At 75.0% G+C, this 14,552-nt stretch carries 15 protein-coding genes; 12 read left to right on the forward strand and 3 right to left on the reverse strand.

All coding sequences use genetic code 11. From position 1 onward, the window contains the following. Positions 1-18 precede the first annotated feature (18 nt). Positions 19-216 carry a 50S ribosomal protein L28 gene (gene rpmB / locus FHE66_RS08550; RefSeq protein ID WP_110853808.1) on the reverse strand — a complete coding sequence of 66 codons (198 nt, stop codon included), beginning with the start codon at positions 214-216 and terminating at the stop codon, positions 19-21. Between the two features lie 215 nt (positions 217-431). Here rpmB and FHE66_RS08555 point away from each other — a divergent pair, with 215 nt between their 5' ends. The 3 genes from FHE66_RS08555 to FHE66_RS08565 all read left to right on the forward strand — a co-directional run bounded on the left by FHE66_RS08555 (position 432) and on the right by FHE66_RS08565 (position 5,269). Continuing rightward, positions 432-1,952 carry a DAK2 domain-containing protein gene (locus tag FHE66_RS08555; RefSeq protein ID WP_176554713.1) on the forward strand — a complete coding sequence of 507 codons (1,521 nt, stop codon included), beginning with the start codon at positions 432-434 and terminating at the stop codon, positions 1,950-1,952. Positions 1,953-1,954: 2 nt separating this feature from the next. After that, the gene (locus FHE66_RS08560; RefSeq protein WP_255303656.1) at positions 1,955-4,183 is read left to right on the forward strand and encodes an ATP-dependent DNA helicase RecG; all 2,229 of its coding nucleotides are present in this window, start codon (positions 1,955-1,957) and stop codon (positions 4,181-4,183) included. A gap of 399 nt (positions 4,184-4,582) precedes the next feature. After that, positions 4,583-5,269 (forward strand): ABC transporter ATP-binding protein, encoded by a 687-nt coding sequence (locus FHE66_RS08565; RefSeq protein ID WP_139072554.1) that lies wholly within the window; start codon positions 4,583-4,585, stop codon positions 5,267-5,269. Between the two features lie 47 nt (positions 5,270-5,316). Here FHE66_RS08565 and FHE66_RS08570 read toward each other — a convergent pair whose 3' ends face one another. Beyond that, the gene (locus tag FHE66_RS08570; RefSeq protein ID WP_139072555.1) at positions 5,317-6,084 is read right to left on the reverse strand and encodes a hypothetical protein; all 768 of its coding nucleotides are present in this window, start codon (positions 6,082-6,084) and stop codon (positions 5,317-5,319) included. Positions 6,085-6,473: 389 nt separating this feature from the next. Between FHE66_RS08570 and FHE66_RS08575 the strand changes: the two genes are divergently transcribed. From FHE66_RS08575 to FHE66_RS08605, 8 genes are all read left to right on the forward strand, one after another. Further along, positions 6,474-8,012, forward strand: coding sequence for a DUF6297 family protein (locus FHE66_RS08575; RefSeq protein ID WP_139072556.1), 1,539 nt, complete (start codon positions 6,474-6,476; stop codon positions 8,010-8,012). Beyond that, positions 8,009-8,155 (forward strand): hypothetical protein, encoded by a 147-nt coding sequence (locus tag FHE66_RS15500; RefSeq protein WP_168202710.1) that lies wholly within the window; start codon positions 8,009-8,011, stop codon positions 8,153-8,155. Before FHE66_RS08575 ends, FHE66_RS15500 begins: the two co-directional genes overlap by 4 nt. Beyond that, positions 8,152-8,700, forward strand: a complete 549-nt coding sequence (gene rsmD, locus FHE66_RS08580) for a 16S rRNA (guanine(966)-N(2))-methyltransferase RsmD (protein ID WP_139072557.1) — start codon at positions 8,152-8,154, stop codon at positions 8,698-8,700. Before FHE66_RS15500 ends, rsmD begins: the two co-directional genes overlap by 4 nt. Before the next feature lie 52 nt (positions 8,701-8,752). Beyond that, the gene (gene coaD, locus FHE66_RS08585; RefSeq protein WP_139072558.1) at positions 8,753-9,241 is read left to right on the forward strand and encodes a pantetheine-phosphate adenylyltransferase; all 489 of its coding nucleotides are present in this window, start codon (positions 8,753-8,755) and stop codon (positions 9,239-9,241) included. Next, positions 9,238-9,747 carry a hypothetical protein gene (locus FHE66_RS08590; RefSeq protein WP_139072559.1) on the forward strand — a complete coding sequence of 170 codons (510 nt, stop codon included), beginning with the start codon at positions 9,238-9,240 and terminating at the stop codon, positions 9,745-9,747. The genes coaD and FHE66_RS08590 overlap by 4 nt, the downstream gene beginning before the upstream one ends. Positions 9,748-9,856: 109 nt before the next feature. After that, positions 9,857-10,447, forward strand: coding sequence for a DUF177 domain-containing protein (locus tag FHE66_RS08595; RefSeq protein ID WP_139072560.1), 591 nt, complete (start codon positions 9,857-9,859; stop codon positions 10,445-10,447). 2 nt (positions 10,448-10,449) lie between these two features. Next, positions 10,450-11,184: a ribonuclease III gene (gene rnc / locus FHE66_RS08600; RefSeq protein ID WP_139072561.1), complete on the forward strand. Its 735-nt coding sequence runs from the start codon at positions 10,450-10,452 to the stop codon at positions 11,182-11,184. A 7-nt stretch (positions 11,185-11,191) separates the two neighbouring features. Then, positions 11,192-12,292 (forward strand): Fpg/Nei family DNA glycosylase, encoded by a 1,101-nt coding sequence (locus FHE66_RS08605; protein WP_139072562.1) that lies wholly within the window; start codon positions 11,192-11,194, stop codon positions 12,290-12,292. Positions 12,293-12,307: 15 nt separating this feature from the next. Here the strand turns inward: FHE66_RS08605 and FHE66_RS08610 are convergent, their stop codons facing one another. Continuing rightward, positions 12,308-13,702, reverse strand: a complete 1,395-nt coding sequence (locus FHE66_RS08610; RefSeq protein WP_176554714.1) for an aldehyde dehydrogenase family protein — start codon at positions 13,700-13,702, stop codon at positions 12,308-12,310. A gap of 142 nt (positions 13,703-13,844) precedes the next feature. Between FHE66_RS08610 and FHE66_RS08615 the strand changes: the two genes are divergently transcribed. Continuing rightward, positions 13,845-14,459, forward strand: a complete 615-nt coding sequence (locus tag FHE66_RS08615) for a response regulator transcription factor (RefSeq protein ID WP_139072567.1) — start codon at positions 13,845-13,847, stop codon at positions 14,457-14,459. Positions 14,460-14,552: the final 93 nt, after the last annotated feature.

The raw sequence follows: 14,552 nt of genomic DNA on the forward strand, positions 1-14,552 counted from the left end.
GGTGGGCCGGGCGGCTGGTCACGCGCTGGTGGCGCGCTGGACCTTGCCGGCCTTGAGGCACGAGGTGCAGACGTTCATCCGCTTGGCGGTGCCGTTCACGTTGGTGCGCACGCGCTGGATGTTCGGGTTCCACCGACGGCTCGTCCGCACGTGGGAGTGCGAGACGCTCTTGCCGAAGCTGGGGTGCTTGCCGCAGACGTCGCAGGTGGCAGCCACGGTCTTCTCCTGAATCTCTTGCTGGCACACGACCGGGTGATCGTGGATGGTCATCATGGTCGGCACACTCGGTGCCGGACCGGCCCCCGGGAGGGCAACCTCAGCAGGATACCCGACACCTGAGGCCAGCCCCAAACGGTGCGACACACCTCACCCCGCCGTGTCGGCGGCGGCTTATAGCCTGTGTCGCAGCAGATCTTACCGAAGGGACGGACGTGACCGAGACGCTCACCGTGCTCGGCCCGGCGCACGTGCGCCGCTGGTTCGAGCAGGGGCTGCGGTCGCTGCTCGCCGTCCGCCGCCAGGTCGACGTGCTCAACGTCTTCCCCGTGCCCGACGGCGACACCGGCACCAACCTCGTCCTCACGCTCGCCGGCGCAGCGCGTGCGGCGTCCACCCTCGGCGCGGACGCCGGCCTCCCCGAGCTCACCGCGGCTGCCGCGCGCGGTGCGCTCGTCGGGGCACGCGGCAACTCCGGCGTCATCCTCAGCCAGGCCATGCGCGGCCTCGCGGGCGCCGTCGCCGGCCACGACGTGCTCGACGGCCCGCTCCTGGCCGCTGCCCTGCGCGCGGCGGCCGACGAGGCCCGCCGGGCAGTCGCGCGGCCCGTCGAGGGGACCGTCCTCACCGTCGCCGACGCCGCCGCCGAGGCGGCGCTGGGTGCCTCCGACGGCACGGTCGCCGAGGTCGCCACGTCCGCCGCGCGCGCCGCCGCCGTGGCGCTGGCGGACACTCGCGGCCAGCTCGACGTCCTCACCGAGAGCGACGTCGTCGACGCCGGCGCGGCCGGGTACGTCATCCTGCTCGACGCGCTCGCCGCCGTCGCCGACGACGACGCTCCCGACACACCGCGCGCCAGGCAGGCGCTGGCCCGCCTGTGGTCAACCCCGCGCCCGGTCCCCGTCGGGCCGGTGTGCGGGCTCGGTGCGGGTGTCGTCGCCCGCGGCGGGCAGGCCGCGTTCGAGGTGATGTACGTCCTGCACGCCACCGCGCCGGAGGCGGCCGCGCTGCGCGAGCGGCTCGGCTCGGTGGGTGAGTCCCTCGCCGTCGTCGGCGGCAGCGACGGCCACGAGCGCGGGCTGTGGCAGGTCCACGTCCACACCGACGACCCCGCCGCCGTCCTCGCCGACCCCGCCGTCACCGAGCAGGTGTGCGTGCGCTCGCTCACCGCGCCGCCGACCGGCGTCGTCGCGTGCACGCGGCTGCCCGGCCTGCTCGCGCCGCTCGCCGCCACCGGGGCGGTCCTCGTCCTCCATCCGGACGCCGCCGGCCTGGAGCGGGCGATCGTCGACGCCGGCACCCCCGACGTCCTCCTCCTGCCCTGCGACGAGACGTCCGCGGCACTCGCCCGCGAGGTCGGCTCGCTGCTGCCCGACGCCCAGCGGGTCGTCGTCGCCGGCACGCGTGAGGAGCTCGCCGTCCTCACGGTCGTCGCCGATCAGCGGCCCGGGGCGGGGGCGCAGGAGCGCCTCGCCGTCGCCGCCGAGGCCGTCTCCCGCCTGCGCACGAGGAGCTGCGGGCTCGCCGAGGCCGGGGAGGTCGCCCGCGAGCTGCTGCACCGTGACGACGAGCTCCTCACCGCCGTCGTCGGCCTCGACGCCGCCCCGGGCACGCCCGCCCGCGCGGCCCTCGAGGCCACCCTGCGTTCCGTCGTCGCCGAGACGGCGCCGCAGGCCGACGTCCTCCTGCTCGACGGCGGCCGGCCCGCACCCGACGTCCTCCTGGGGGCCCAGTGACCGTGTTGAGCACACCCCTGTCGCGCCTCGTGGGTGACCGCACCGCCAAGGCGCTGGCGAAGCTCGGCCTGGAGACCGGGTGGGACCTCGCCCGCCACTACCCGCGCCGCTACGGCGACCCGAGCCGGCTCACCGACTTCGGCGACCTGCCGCTCGGTGACCACGTGACCCTCAACGCGCGGATCGCGCGCACGTCGCTGCGCCCCACCCGCAAGCCGCGCATCTCGATGCTCGACGTCACCGTCACCGACGGCAGCGGCGAGATCACGCTGCGGTTCTTCGGCGCCCACGGCTACCTCGCGAGCCGCGAGCGGCGCCTGTACGCCGGGCGCGTGGGCCTGTTCACCGGCACCGTCGAGCGCTTCGGCGGCAAGCTCATGCTCAAGAACCCCGGCTTCGAGTTCTTCGACGACGACGACGAGGAGGACAAGGCCGCCGCGCTGGAGCGGATGTCGCGGCCCACGCCCATCTACGCCGCGACCGCCGCGCTGCCCACGTGGCGCATCCGCGGCGCCGTGCAGACGGTCCTGCAGCCCCTCACCGAGGACGACGTCCCCGACCCCGTGCCCACCGAGATCCTCGAGCGGGACGGGCTGCCGACGCTGCGCGAGGCGCTGCGCCTGGTCCACGACCCCCGCACCGAGGAGGACTGGCGCCGGGGCCGGGAGCGGCTGCGCTACGAGGAGGCCTTCGTCCTCCAGACCGCGCTCGCGGCGCGACGGGCCGAGGCAGAGGCGGAGGCGGCGACCGCTCGCGAGGCACGTGCCGGCGGGATCCGGGACACGTTCGCCAAGCGGCTGCCCTTCACGCTGACCGAGGGGCAGCAGGAGGTGGTCGCCGAGATCTCCGGCGAGCTCGCCCGGCCGTGGCCGATGCAGCGGCTCCTCCAGGGCGAGGTCGGCTCCGGCAAGACCGTCGTCGCGCTCCTCTCGATGCTCCAGGTGGTCGACGCCGGGGGACAGGCCGCGCTCCTCGCACCCACCGAGGTGCTCGCCGCGCAGCACGCCCGCTCCATCCGGGCGATGCTCGGCCCGCTCGCCGAGGCCGGGATGCTCGGCGGTGCGGAGGACGCGACGCGCGTCGAGCTGCTCACCGGCTCGCTGCCGGCCGCCGCCCGGAAGAAGGCGCTGCTCGCCGCGGCGTCGGGGGAGGCGGGCATCGTCATCGGGACGCACGCGCTGCTGTCCGAGGGAGTGCAGTTCGCCGACCTCGGGCTCGTCGTCGTCGACGAGCAGCACCGCTTCGGCGTCGAGCAGCGCGACGCGCTGCGCGCCAAGGCGGCGGTCACCCCGCACCTGCTCGTCATGACCGCCACCCCCATCCCGCGGACCGTCGCGATGACGGTGTTCGGCGACCTCGAGACCTCCACCCTGCGCGAGATCCCCGCGGGCCGGTCGGGCATCCGCACCTTCCTCGCGCCCTCCGGCCACCCGCGCTGGACCCAGCGCACCTGGGAGCTCGCGCGGGAGCAGATCGAGGACGGCGGACGCGTCTACGTCGTGTGCCCCCGCATCACCGCCGAGGGCGACGACGTCGAGACCGAGCTCCTCGACGAGGCCGCCGAGGACGGCGAGGCGCAGGCGCTCCCCGTCGCCCCGGCCGGGAACGGCAAGCCGCAGCTGGCGGCGGTCGACGAGGTCGCCGCGATCCTGCGCGAGCACCCCGCCCTTGACGGCATCCGGATCGGGGAGCTCCACGGGCGGATGTCCCCCGAGGAGAAGGACGCCGCGATGGCCGCGTTCGCCTCCGGTGAGGTGCCGGTGCTCGTGACGACCACCGTCGTCGAGGTCGGCGTCGACGTCCCCGAGGCCTCGGTCATGGTCATCATGGACGCCGACAGGTTCGGCATCTCCCAGCTCCACCAGCTGCGCGGACGCATCGGACGTGGCTCACGGGCGGGCACGTGCATCGCGTGGACCACCGCGCGTGAGGGCACCCCGGCGATGACCCGGCTGCGCGCGTTCGAGGCGACGACCGACGGCTTCGAGCTCGCGCAGGTGGACCTCGAGCAGCGGCGCGAGGGCGACATCCTCGGCGCCGCGCAGTCCGGCCACGGCAGCTCGCTGCGGCTGCTGCGCGTGCTCACCGACACCAAGGTCATCGAGAAGGCCCGTTGGGACGCCCGCAAGATCGTCGACCGGGACCGCACCCTCGCCGCCTACCCGGCGCTGCGGCAGGCGATTACCGAGCAGCTCGACCCCGAGCGAGCCCAGTTCCTCGACCGCACCTGACCCGTCCCGCCTCCCTCGTCGTCCCGTCCCGTCCCGCGACAGCAGACTTCCCCGCGAGAGCCGAGTTCCGCTCGAGAGCGGAGTTTGTCGCGAGAGCGGAGTTTCGCGCGAGAGCGGAGTTTGTCGCGAGAGCCGAGTTCTGGGCGAGCGTCGAGTTATGCGCGAGGTGTCGAGTCAAACGCTGCTGCCGCGCGAACTCTGCAGGCAAAAGTCCGCTGTCGCGCAGAACTCGGCTGTCGGCCGTTAGTCCGCTGTCGCGCAGAACTCGGCTGTCGCCGGGCCGGGGCGGGGCGGGCCGGGGCGGGGCCGCGCGGTAGGGCGGGGCGGGGCGGGGCCGCCGGGCGGGGTCGGTGGGGTCGGTGGGGTCGGGCGCGAGCGGTGGGCAGTAGGGTCGTGCGCATGCCCGAGGAGACCGTGCTGTCCGTGCGCGCCCTGAGTGTCGGCTACGACGACGAGCCGGTCTGCGCACCGATCGACCTCGACCTCACGCCCGGCGAGGCCGTCGCCGTCATCGGCGCGAACGGCACCGGCAAGTCGACCTTCCTGCGCACCGTCCTCGGCCTCCAGGAGCCGCTGGCCGGACGCACCCGTCTGCTCGGCGCGGAGCCGGACCCGCGGGACGGTGACCTGCGCGCGTCGGTCGCCAGCGTCCTCGGCGACGACGCCTTCTTCCCGTCCCTCACCGTCACCGAGCACCTCCTCCTCACCGCGCTCGGCCACCGCGTCCCGGACGCCCGCGACGTCGTCACCGACCTCCTCGAGGAGTTCGGCCTCACCGACCGCGCCGACGCACTGCCCGCGGCGCTCTCCTCCGGTCAGCGGCGCCGCGTCCTGCTCGCCGCGGCGTTCGTCCGGCCCCGCTCGCTCCTCGTCCTCGACGAGCCCGAGCAGCGGCTCGACGCCGGGATGCGCAACCGCCTCGCCGAGCTCCTCGTCGAGGAGCGGGAGGACGGCGGCGCCGTCCTCGTCGCCTCCCACGACCCGGTCGTCGTCGAGCGGGTCGCCACGAGCGTCGTCCTCCTCCACGACGACGGCGTCCGCACCCTCGACCCCGCCGCCGGCGCTGCCGCCATCGCGGCCCTCTAGCCGCTCGCGGCGCGGCGCCGAGGCCAGCGGACACGTCGACAGCCTGCTCAGCTGCCGCGACGGCGCGGTAGGCGCCCTCTGCCCGGTGGCACCATCGTCACCGCCGCTGCCACCGCGGCCGCCGCGACGAGTGCGGAGCGGAAGAAGCCGGTGAGGGGCGAGGCGTCGTGCGAGTTCCACAGGATCACCGTGAAGAAGTACTCCGGCACTGGGTGCGCAAGGGTCGCGGCCGCCCAGAAGACGACGACGGGCCGGCGGTCAGGTCCGCCACGGACCCCGGCCAGGACGGCGAGCGCGGCGGTCGCGAGAAGCGCGAGATCGGCCCCGACCGACGCCAGGTTCCAGGCGTCGACCGCGACCGGCTCTCCGGCCAGGCCGCTCCGCAGCTCGGGCACTCCCATGCCGATCCAGGCGGCCGCGAACCCCGCCCCCGCGAGGACGGACAGCAGTCGGACGTGCCGGCGGCCGGTGAGGGACAGCGCCACGAGGGCCACCCCGAGCCCGAGCAGGACGAGGCTCATCCCCTCCCGCGCGGTCGCGCCCGCGATCGGTACCCACGGGTGGTCTGGCGCGATGAAGTCGTACGCGTGGTCCTGCATGAGGACGCACGACCCCTGCGGGTCTCCACCGGGAAGGCCTGCCACGGGAGGGGCGTCGCCGCCGAAGCAGACGCCGAACCTCGACCACGCGGCCTGGGCCCCGAGCACGGCGGAGGCCACCAGGAGGACAACGCCCACGGACCGCAGGGCGAGCACGCCGACACCGGCCACCGCCCGCGGACGGCCGCTCCTGTGCGACGGGGCATCGATGACCATCGCCGCTCCTTCCCGACGAAGCACCATGGTCCCGGAACGGTCGCCGGATGTCTGTCGGACGGTGACACGTCCTCGCGCGGCATCCGGGTGTTCCGCACACGTGGCGACAGTCGCGCAGAAGTCGACAGTCGCCCAGAAGTCGGCTGTCGTGCAGAAGTCGGCTGTCGTGCAGAAGTCGGCTGTCGTGCAGAAGTCGGCTGTCGTGCGGAAGTCGGCTGTCGCGGGGAGGTGGGGAGGTCGCGGGAGGGAGAGGCAGGGGAGAGGGGAGGTAGGAGGCAGGGGCGGGGGAGTGTCGGGTGGCGGTGGGGGTGGGGTGGGCGACGGTAGGGTCGCTCACTGACGTCGCCCGTCATGGTCGGACGGGCGCCGGACGAGCGCGCGGAGGTGGCATGACGACGAGCGGTGCTGCCGGCTACCCCTCGGGTGGTGCGATGCGGCGCTGGACGCGGCTCGTCGTGCGCACCCGCGCCGAGAAGAGCGTGGGCGAGCTGCTCGGCGACGTCTACACGATCGTCCTCACCGTCGCCGTGACGGTCGCGATGGTCGGTGCGTTGGCCCGCAACCACGGCCTCACCCGCACCGGCCCGCAGACGGGCACGGACCTCGACACCGGCTGGCTCACGCTCCTCGCGGCCCTCGCCGTGCTCGGCTTCGGCGTCGGGCTGCTCGGCCGCACCGGCCCCGTCTCCCTCGGTGCCGCCCAGGCCGGCTGGTGGCTCCCGCTGCCCGGGGAGCGCGGCTCGCTCCTGCGTCCCTCCCTCGTCGGGCCGACGACGGCGGCCGCGGCGGTCGGAGCCATCACCGGGCTCCTCCTCGCCCTGGCGATCGACCCCGCGCTCACCCTGGTCACCGCCCTGGCTGCCGCCCTCGCCGGGCTCCTGCTCGGGGCCGCCCTCGCGCTCGGGCTCGTGCCCGTCGAGGCCGCCGGCCGCCAGCGGGCCGTCTCGGTCGCGGGGGACGGTCTGCTCGCCCTCACCCCCGTCGCCGCCCTCGCCCTCGTCCTCGCGCCGCCGGGGCAGCTCCTCGTCCCGACCGGCTGGTGGCCGGCCGGCGTGGGGGCGGTGCTCCTGGCGCTCGCGTGGTGGCGCGCGCTGCGCAGCCTGCCGCACCTGCACGACACCGAGCTGCGGGAGCGGGGAGCGGCGGCTGTCGAGCTGCGCGGCGCGACGCTCGCCACCGACACCCGGGACATCGGCCGGGCGCTGGACATCGCGCCGCGGCGCGCACGGCGGCGCCGCTCGGCGCGGCTGCGGCTCGTGCCCCGGCTCGTCCGCCTCGCCGGACCGGGAGCCGCCCTCGCCACCGCCGACGCGCTCCTCCTGTTCCGCTCCCCGCGCCGGCTGGTGCAGCTCGTCTGCGGCGCCGCGCTCGCCCTCGTCGCCCCGCTGCTGCCCCAGCTGCCCGCCGTGGGGATCGTGCTCGGCGTCGTCAGCGGGGCGTGGATCGCGGCGCTCGCGACCGGCCTGGGCGCCCGCGACGCGCAGGCGGTGCCCGCGATCGACGCGCTCCTGCCCGTGGGGCAGCGCGCCGTCCGCGGCTGGCGCCTCGTCGTGCCCGTCCTCGTCATGCTCCTGTGGTCGCTGCCGGTCTTCGCCGTCCTCGGCCGGCTCTACGACGACGTCGGCGGCTGGCTCGCCCTCGGTCTGCTCGCGGCCCCGGTGTGGGCGGGGGGCGTCGTGCGCTCGGCCTACCGCCCGCCGCCGGACTTCTCCGGCCCTCTCATCGTCACCCCGATGGGTGCCTACCCCAAGGGCCTGGCGACCCTCGCGAGCACCGGCCCGGACGTCATCCTCGTCGGGGCGGTGCCGCTCGCCGTCGCGGTCCTCACGGGTAGCGTCACCCCCGTGCTCCTCGGTCTGCAGCTCGCCCTCACCGCGCTCGCGGTCGCGCTGTCGGTGCGCACCGTGCGTCCGAAGGCGGAGTCGTGAACAACCGCCGGCCTCGCTGGTGGGTCTGGGCGGTGGGGGTCGTCCTCGCCGTCATGGTGGTCGTCGTCGTCCTGCTCGTCGTCGCCGTCGTCACCCTCGGGGTGCCGACCGGCCTGCTCGGGGACGTAGGGTCGGTGCCGTGACGAGGATCGTGGCCGGCACGGCCGGCGGGCGCCGGCTCACCGTCCCCCAGGGCGCCACCCGCCCCACCAGCGAACGTGTCCGGGAGGCGCTGTTCTCCCGGCTCGAGCACCAGGGCGTCGTCGACGGCGCGCGCGTGCTCGACCTGTACGCAGGCTCCGGAGCCCTGGGCCTGGAGGCCGCCAGCCGCGGCGCGGTGGCGGTCACCCTCGTCGACTCGGCGAAGCCGGCGGCCGCGGCCTGCCGCCGCAACGCGGCGACGCTGGGTCTGCGGCAGGTCGAGGTGCATGCGACGACGGTGCGCTCCTACCTCGCGGGAACGCCGACCACCGCCTACGACCTCGTCCTCATCGACCCGCCCTACGACGTCGAGGAGGAGACGCTCGACGAGCTCCTCGGGCTCCTCGTCCCCTGGCTGGCGCCCGGCGCCGTCGTCGTCGTCGAGCGGTCGCGGCGCAGCCCCGAGCCGACGTGGCCCGACGGGCTCGAGGCGAGCGACGACCGTCGCTACGGGGACACGACACTGTGGTTCGCCTCCACCACCTGAGCGGCCGCGCGAACTACCGTGGCCACATGATGGCGTGCGAGGGGCGGCGACGGTGAGCCTGGCGGTCTGCCCCGGGTCCTTCGACCCCGTGACGCTCGGGCACCTCGACGTCGTGCGGCGGGCCCGTGGCCTGTTCGACGAGGTCGTCCTCGCCGTCGCGCACAACTCCGCCAAGTCCTACCTGTTCGACCTCGAGCGGCGCGTCGAGCTCGCCCGCGCCGCCGTCGAGGGACTGGACGTGCGCGTCGACGTCGTCGACGGCCTGCTCGTCGACTACTGCCGGCGCGTGGGCGCGACCGCGATCGTCAAGGGTGTCCGCGGCGGCGCGGACTTCGACGCCGAGCAGCCCATGGCGCTGCTCAACCGGCGCCTGTCGGGCATCGAGACGGTGTTCCTCGTCGGTGACGGCGCCCTCGCCCACATCGCCTCCTCGCTCGCCAAGGACGTCGCCCGCCACGGTGGCGACGTCACCGACCTCGTGCCGCCCGCCGTCGCGCAGGCGCTGCGCGAGGCCTTCCCCCACCCAGGAGGACCGCAATGACCGCCCACGGCACCACCCAGCCCGCGACGCAGGAGGACGGCGCCTCGCTGCTCGCCATCCTCGACGAGCTCGTCACGCTCGTCACCGAGGCCCGGCAGATGCCGATGTCGGCCTCGGTGCTCGTCAACCGCGCCGAGGTGATGGACCTCCTCGCCGCGGCGAAGTCGGTCGTGCCGGGGGAGATCCAGGCCGCCGACGACGTCCTCGCCGGTGCCGAGGGTGTTCTCGCCGAGGCCCGGGAGCGTGCGGGCCGCGTCCTGCGCGAGGCCGAGGAGCAGGCGGAGCGGATGGTGAGCGAGGAGAGCGTCGTCGCGCTCGCCGAGGAGCGCTCGGCCCAGATCATCGCCGCCGCGGAGGAGGAGGCCGCCCGCCTCGCGCGGAACGCCAACGACTACTGCGACCGGCAGCTCGCCCAGTTCGAGATCGACCTCGGCGCCATCACCAAGCAGGTGCGCGCCGGGCGTGACCGCCTCGCCAGCCTCACCGACGCCCCGGCGCGCGACTAGCGGTCCGCCCGCGCCCCCGCCGAAGAGGGGCCCGCCTGAGGTAGCGTGAAGCGGTTGCGGCGCCGTGCCGCATCCGTCTGTCCGTCCTCGCCGACCAGGAGTGCCGTCCATGGATTCCCGATCACCCTTCGTGCTCAGCACCCACGAGCTCGCGCGCAGGCCCGGGACGATGCGCGAGGTCACCCTCGAGATCGACGCCCCGGAGGACTTCGGCACCGCGGTCATGGGCGTCGAGCCCGGGTCCCCGATCGCGCTGGACCTGCGGCTGGAGTCGGTGCTCGACGGCGTGCTCGTCTCGGGCGAGGCCCAGGTGCGTCTGCGCGGGGAGTGCGTGCGCTGCCTGCGTGAGATCACCGACACGCAGACCGTGGAGGTCAGCGAGCTGTTCTTCTACCCCGGCGCGCGCGAGAGGGCGCTGGAGCAGGGGGACGAGGAGGCCGAGGACATGCTCGAGCTCGAGGGCGAGCTGCTCGACCTCGAGCCGGTCGTGCGCGACGCCGTCATCAGCGCCCTGCCCTTCCAGCCGCTGTGCGACGAGAACTGCCGCGGGCTGTGCCCCGGCTGCGGCGAGCGCCTGGACGACCTGCCGCACGACCACGAGCACGTCGACGTCGACCCGCGCTGGGCAGCCCTCGCCGCCCTCGCGTCCGAGGACGACGCCGGCACGAAGGAGCGTCCCGCGGCGGACGGGGAGCGCTGACGGTGGCGAAGAAGGTGGCCGCGGGGGCGGCTCGAAACGACGTCGGGACGCTGCTCGAGCGGCTCGGGGTCCACATCGACGGTGAGCTGCTCGTGCTGGCGCTCACCCACCGGTCCTTCGCGCACGAGGCGGGCGGCATCCCGACGAACGAGCGGCTGGAGTTCCTCGGGGACACGGTGCTCGGCCTCGTCGTCACCGAGAACCTCTACCGGAAGAACGCCGACACCGCCGAGGGGGACCTCGCGCGGATGCGGGCGGCGACGGTGAGCCAGCGGGCGCTCGCGTCGGTGGCGCGCGACCTCGGGCTGGGCGACTTCATCCTCCTCGGGCGCGGTGAGCTCGTGACCGGCGGGCGTGAGAAGGACTCGATCCTCTCCGACACCGTCGAGGCCCTCATCGGCGCCGCCTACCTGTGCAACGGCCTGGAGCCGACCCGGGCGATGATCGAGCGCCTCGTGGGCGACCTGCTCCACCAGGCCGCGACGCTGGGCGCGGGCCTGGACTGGAAGACGAGCCTGCAGGAGCTCGTCGCGGCCCGCGGGCTGCCGGCGCCGCTCTACCAGGTGGTCGGCACCGGCCCGGACCACGCCCGCAGCTTCACCGCGACCGTCCTCGTGGGCGAGGCGGACTACGGCACGGGCACCGGCCCGTCGAAGAAGGTGGCCGAGCAGGAGGCCGCGCAGAACGCCTACTCGCGCCTCTCCGCCGAGGACCCGGCCGGCCCCGCCGGCGGCTGAGGCCGCCGTGCCCGAGCTGCCCGAGGTCGAGACCGTCCGCGACGGGCTGGCCCGTCACGTACTGGGCCGGCGCGTCACCGCCGCCACGGTCCACCACCCGCGCGCGGTGCGCCGGCACGAGGGCGGTGCCCCCGACCTGCCCGGCCGCCTCACCGGGCGCACGCTGAGCGCCGCCGTCCGGCGCGGGAAGTACCTGTGGCTGCTCCTGGACGACGAGCCGGCCGACGCCCTGCTCGTCCACCTCGGCATGAGCGGGCAGCTCCTCGTCCGTCGCGACGGCGCAGCGCTCGCCCTGCCCCCGCCCGAGACCCTCACCAACCCCCGCCCCACCCCACCCCCTGCCGACAGCCGACTTCCGCGCGACAGCGGAGTTCCGCGCGAGAGCCGACTTCCGCGCGACAGCGGAGTTCCGCGCGACAGCGGAGTTCTGCACGAGAGCGGAGCTCCGTCCGCGGATCCCCGCACCCCCACGGCCGCCCCCGGCGTCCCGCCGGACCCCACCCGTCACCTGCGCGTCGAGCTCACCCTCGACGACGGCGCCCAGCTGTGGTTCGTCGACCAGCGCACCTTCGGCCACGTCCTCGTCGCCGACCTCGTCCCGACGACGGACGGCGGGCCGGGCGGCCACGGCTCACCGCTCCCGGCGCTGCCCGAGCCCGCCGCCCACATCGCCCGCGACCCGCTCGACCCGGTGCTCGACGTCGCGGCCCTGGCCCGCCGGCTGCGCGCCCGGCGCACGGAGGTCAAGCGGGCGCTGCTCGACCAGTCGCTCGTCTCCGGGATCGGCAACATCTACGCCGACGAGGCGCTGTGGCGCGCCGGGCTGCACCCCCGCCGGGCCACCGACCGGCTCGCCCAGCGCTCCGCCGTCGAGGTCCTCACGGCGGCGGAGGACGTCATGCGTGAGGCACTCGCGGCGGGAGGGACGTCCTTCGACGCCCTGTACGTCGACGTCGAGGGTGCCAGCGGCTACTTCGCCCGGTCGCTCGACGCCTACGGCCGCGCCGGGCAGCCGTGCCGCCGGTGCGGCGCGCTCATGCGCCGCGAGGCGTTCATGGGCCGGTCCTCGACCTTCTGCCCGAGCTGCCAGCGGGCCCCGCGCGGCTGAGCCGGCGAGCCCGCCTCAGCGCAGGATCCGCCGTGCCAGCGCGCGCCGGGCGGCGGTGAACGGGGGTCGGACCATCCCGAGGGTCTCGGGCCGCAGTGGCTTGCGCACCACCGGCTTGGCGTGACTGAACGTCCTCACCGAGGCCTCACCGTGGTACGCGCCCATCCCGGAGGGTCCCACCCCGCCGAAGGGCAGGGCGGGGACCGCGGCGTGGACCAGCGGCACGTCCAGCCCCACCGCGCCCGACGACGTCTCGCGCACCAGCCGGTCCTGCACGGTGGCGTCCGCGGTGAACGCGTAGAGCGCCAGTGGCTTGTCCCCGGCGCGGACGTGGGCGATCGCGGCGTCGAGGTCGGCGACGGGGACGATCGGCAGGACCGGCCCGAAGATCTCCTCGGCCATGACGGGGGAGTCGGGCGCGACGTCGGTGAGCACGGTCGGGGCGACGTACCGCGACTCGGGGTCCGCCTGCCCGCCGACGACGACGCGCGCCCCCGCCGCCACCGAGTCGTCGACCATCTGCTGGAGGCGGGCGGCGTGGCGGGCGGACACGATGCGCCCGTAGTCCGGGCTGAGGGCCGGGTCGGGGCCGTACATCGCGCGGATCTCTCGCGCGAGGAGCGGCTCGAGTGCGCGGGCGACGTCGGGCGGGGCGAGGAGGTAGTCCGGCGCCACGCACGTCTGCCCGGTGTTGACGAGCTTGCCCCACGCGATGCGCCGCGCCGCGGCGGCGAGGTCGGTCGTGCCGTCGACCCACGCCGGGGACTTGCCGCCGAGCTCGAGGGTCACCGGGGTGAGGTGCTCGGCGGCGGCCGCCATGACGATCCGCCCGACGCGCCCGCTGCCGGTGAACACGATGTGGTCGAAGCGCTCGCGGAGCAGCTCGGTGGTCCGCTCCGGACCACCGGTGACGACCTCCACGCCGTCGAGGTACCGCGGCACGAGCCGTTCGAGGAGCTCGGCGGTGCGGGGGACGAGCTCGGAGGGCTTGAGGACGGCGGTGTTGCCCGCCGCGAGCACCCCGACGAGCGGTCCGAGGAGGAGGAAGACCGGGTAGTTCCAGGGCGCGATGACGAGGACGACCCCGAGCGGCTCGAGCACCAGGGATGCGCCGGCCGGCTGGTACTGCCAGGGCAGGCGGACGCGGCGTGGCTTCAGCCACGAGCTGAGGTGACGGCGCGTGTGCCGGATCTCCTCCAGGAGGACGCCGATCTCCGTCAGGTAGGTCTCGGTGGCGGACTTCCCGAGGTCGGCGGCGAGCGCCTCCTCGATGGCCTCGGTGTTCGCGGTGACGAGGTCGGCGAGGCGGTCGAGCTGCTCGCGGCGCCACGTCAGCGGACGGGTCGTCCCTGCGTCGAACAGGGAGCGCGCACGCTCGACGACGATCGCGGCGGGCTGGGGCTCGGTCACCCTCCCGAGCCTACGTGAGCGCGGCGTGAGCACCGCGACAGGGCCAACAGTCCCGCCTGGGGCCTGTCACGCGCCGGAAAACGCTAAGGTCGGACGCGTGAGCACTGAGCAGAGCAGTTCGAGCCCGCGTGACATCCGGGTGATGATCATCGACGACCACGAGGTGGTGCGTCGCGGCATCGCCGAGATCGTCGACCGCGCGGACGGGCTCACCGTCGTCGCCGAGGGCGGCTCGGTCGCCGAGACGCTGCGCCGCGCGCCGCTCGTGCGCCCCGACATCCTGCTCGTGGACCTCCAGCTGCCCGACGGCACCGGCATCGACATCATCTCCGCGATCAAGGACTCGGTGCCCGAGGCCCGATCCATCGTCCTCACCTCCTTCGACGACGACGACGCGCTGGCCGAGGCCCTGGAGGCCGGGGCGCGCGCCTACCTGCTCAAGACGGTGCGCGGCGCGGAGATCGCCGACGTCATCAAGGCGGTCGCCGCGGGCCGCACCCTGCTCGACGAGCGCACCGTCACCCGGCGTCGCGCCGACCACGACGACCCGACGGCGGACCTCACGCCCTCGGAGCGTCGCGTCCTCGACCTCATCGGTGACGGCCTGTCGAACCGGGAGATCGGCGAGAAGCTCGGCGTCGCGGAGAAGACGGTGAAGAACCACATCACCGCCCTGCTGGCGAAGATGGGCCTGCAGCGCCGCACGCAGGTCGCGGCCTGGGTCGCCGGCCAGCGCGCCAAGGGCTGGCGCGCCTGACGCAGCATCCCTGACCCAGGGATCCCACCCCTCATCCGCCGAGAGCTGGATCGTGCACCGTGCACGATCCAGCTCTCGGCGCAGGTGTTCGGG

Origin of the sequence: Georgenia sp. 311 (assembly GCF_006151955.1) — a bacterium.
Classification (GTDB): domain Bacteria; phylum Actinomycetota; class Actinomycetes; order Actinomycetales; family Actinomycetaceae; genus Oceanitalea; species Oceanitalea wutianyii.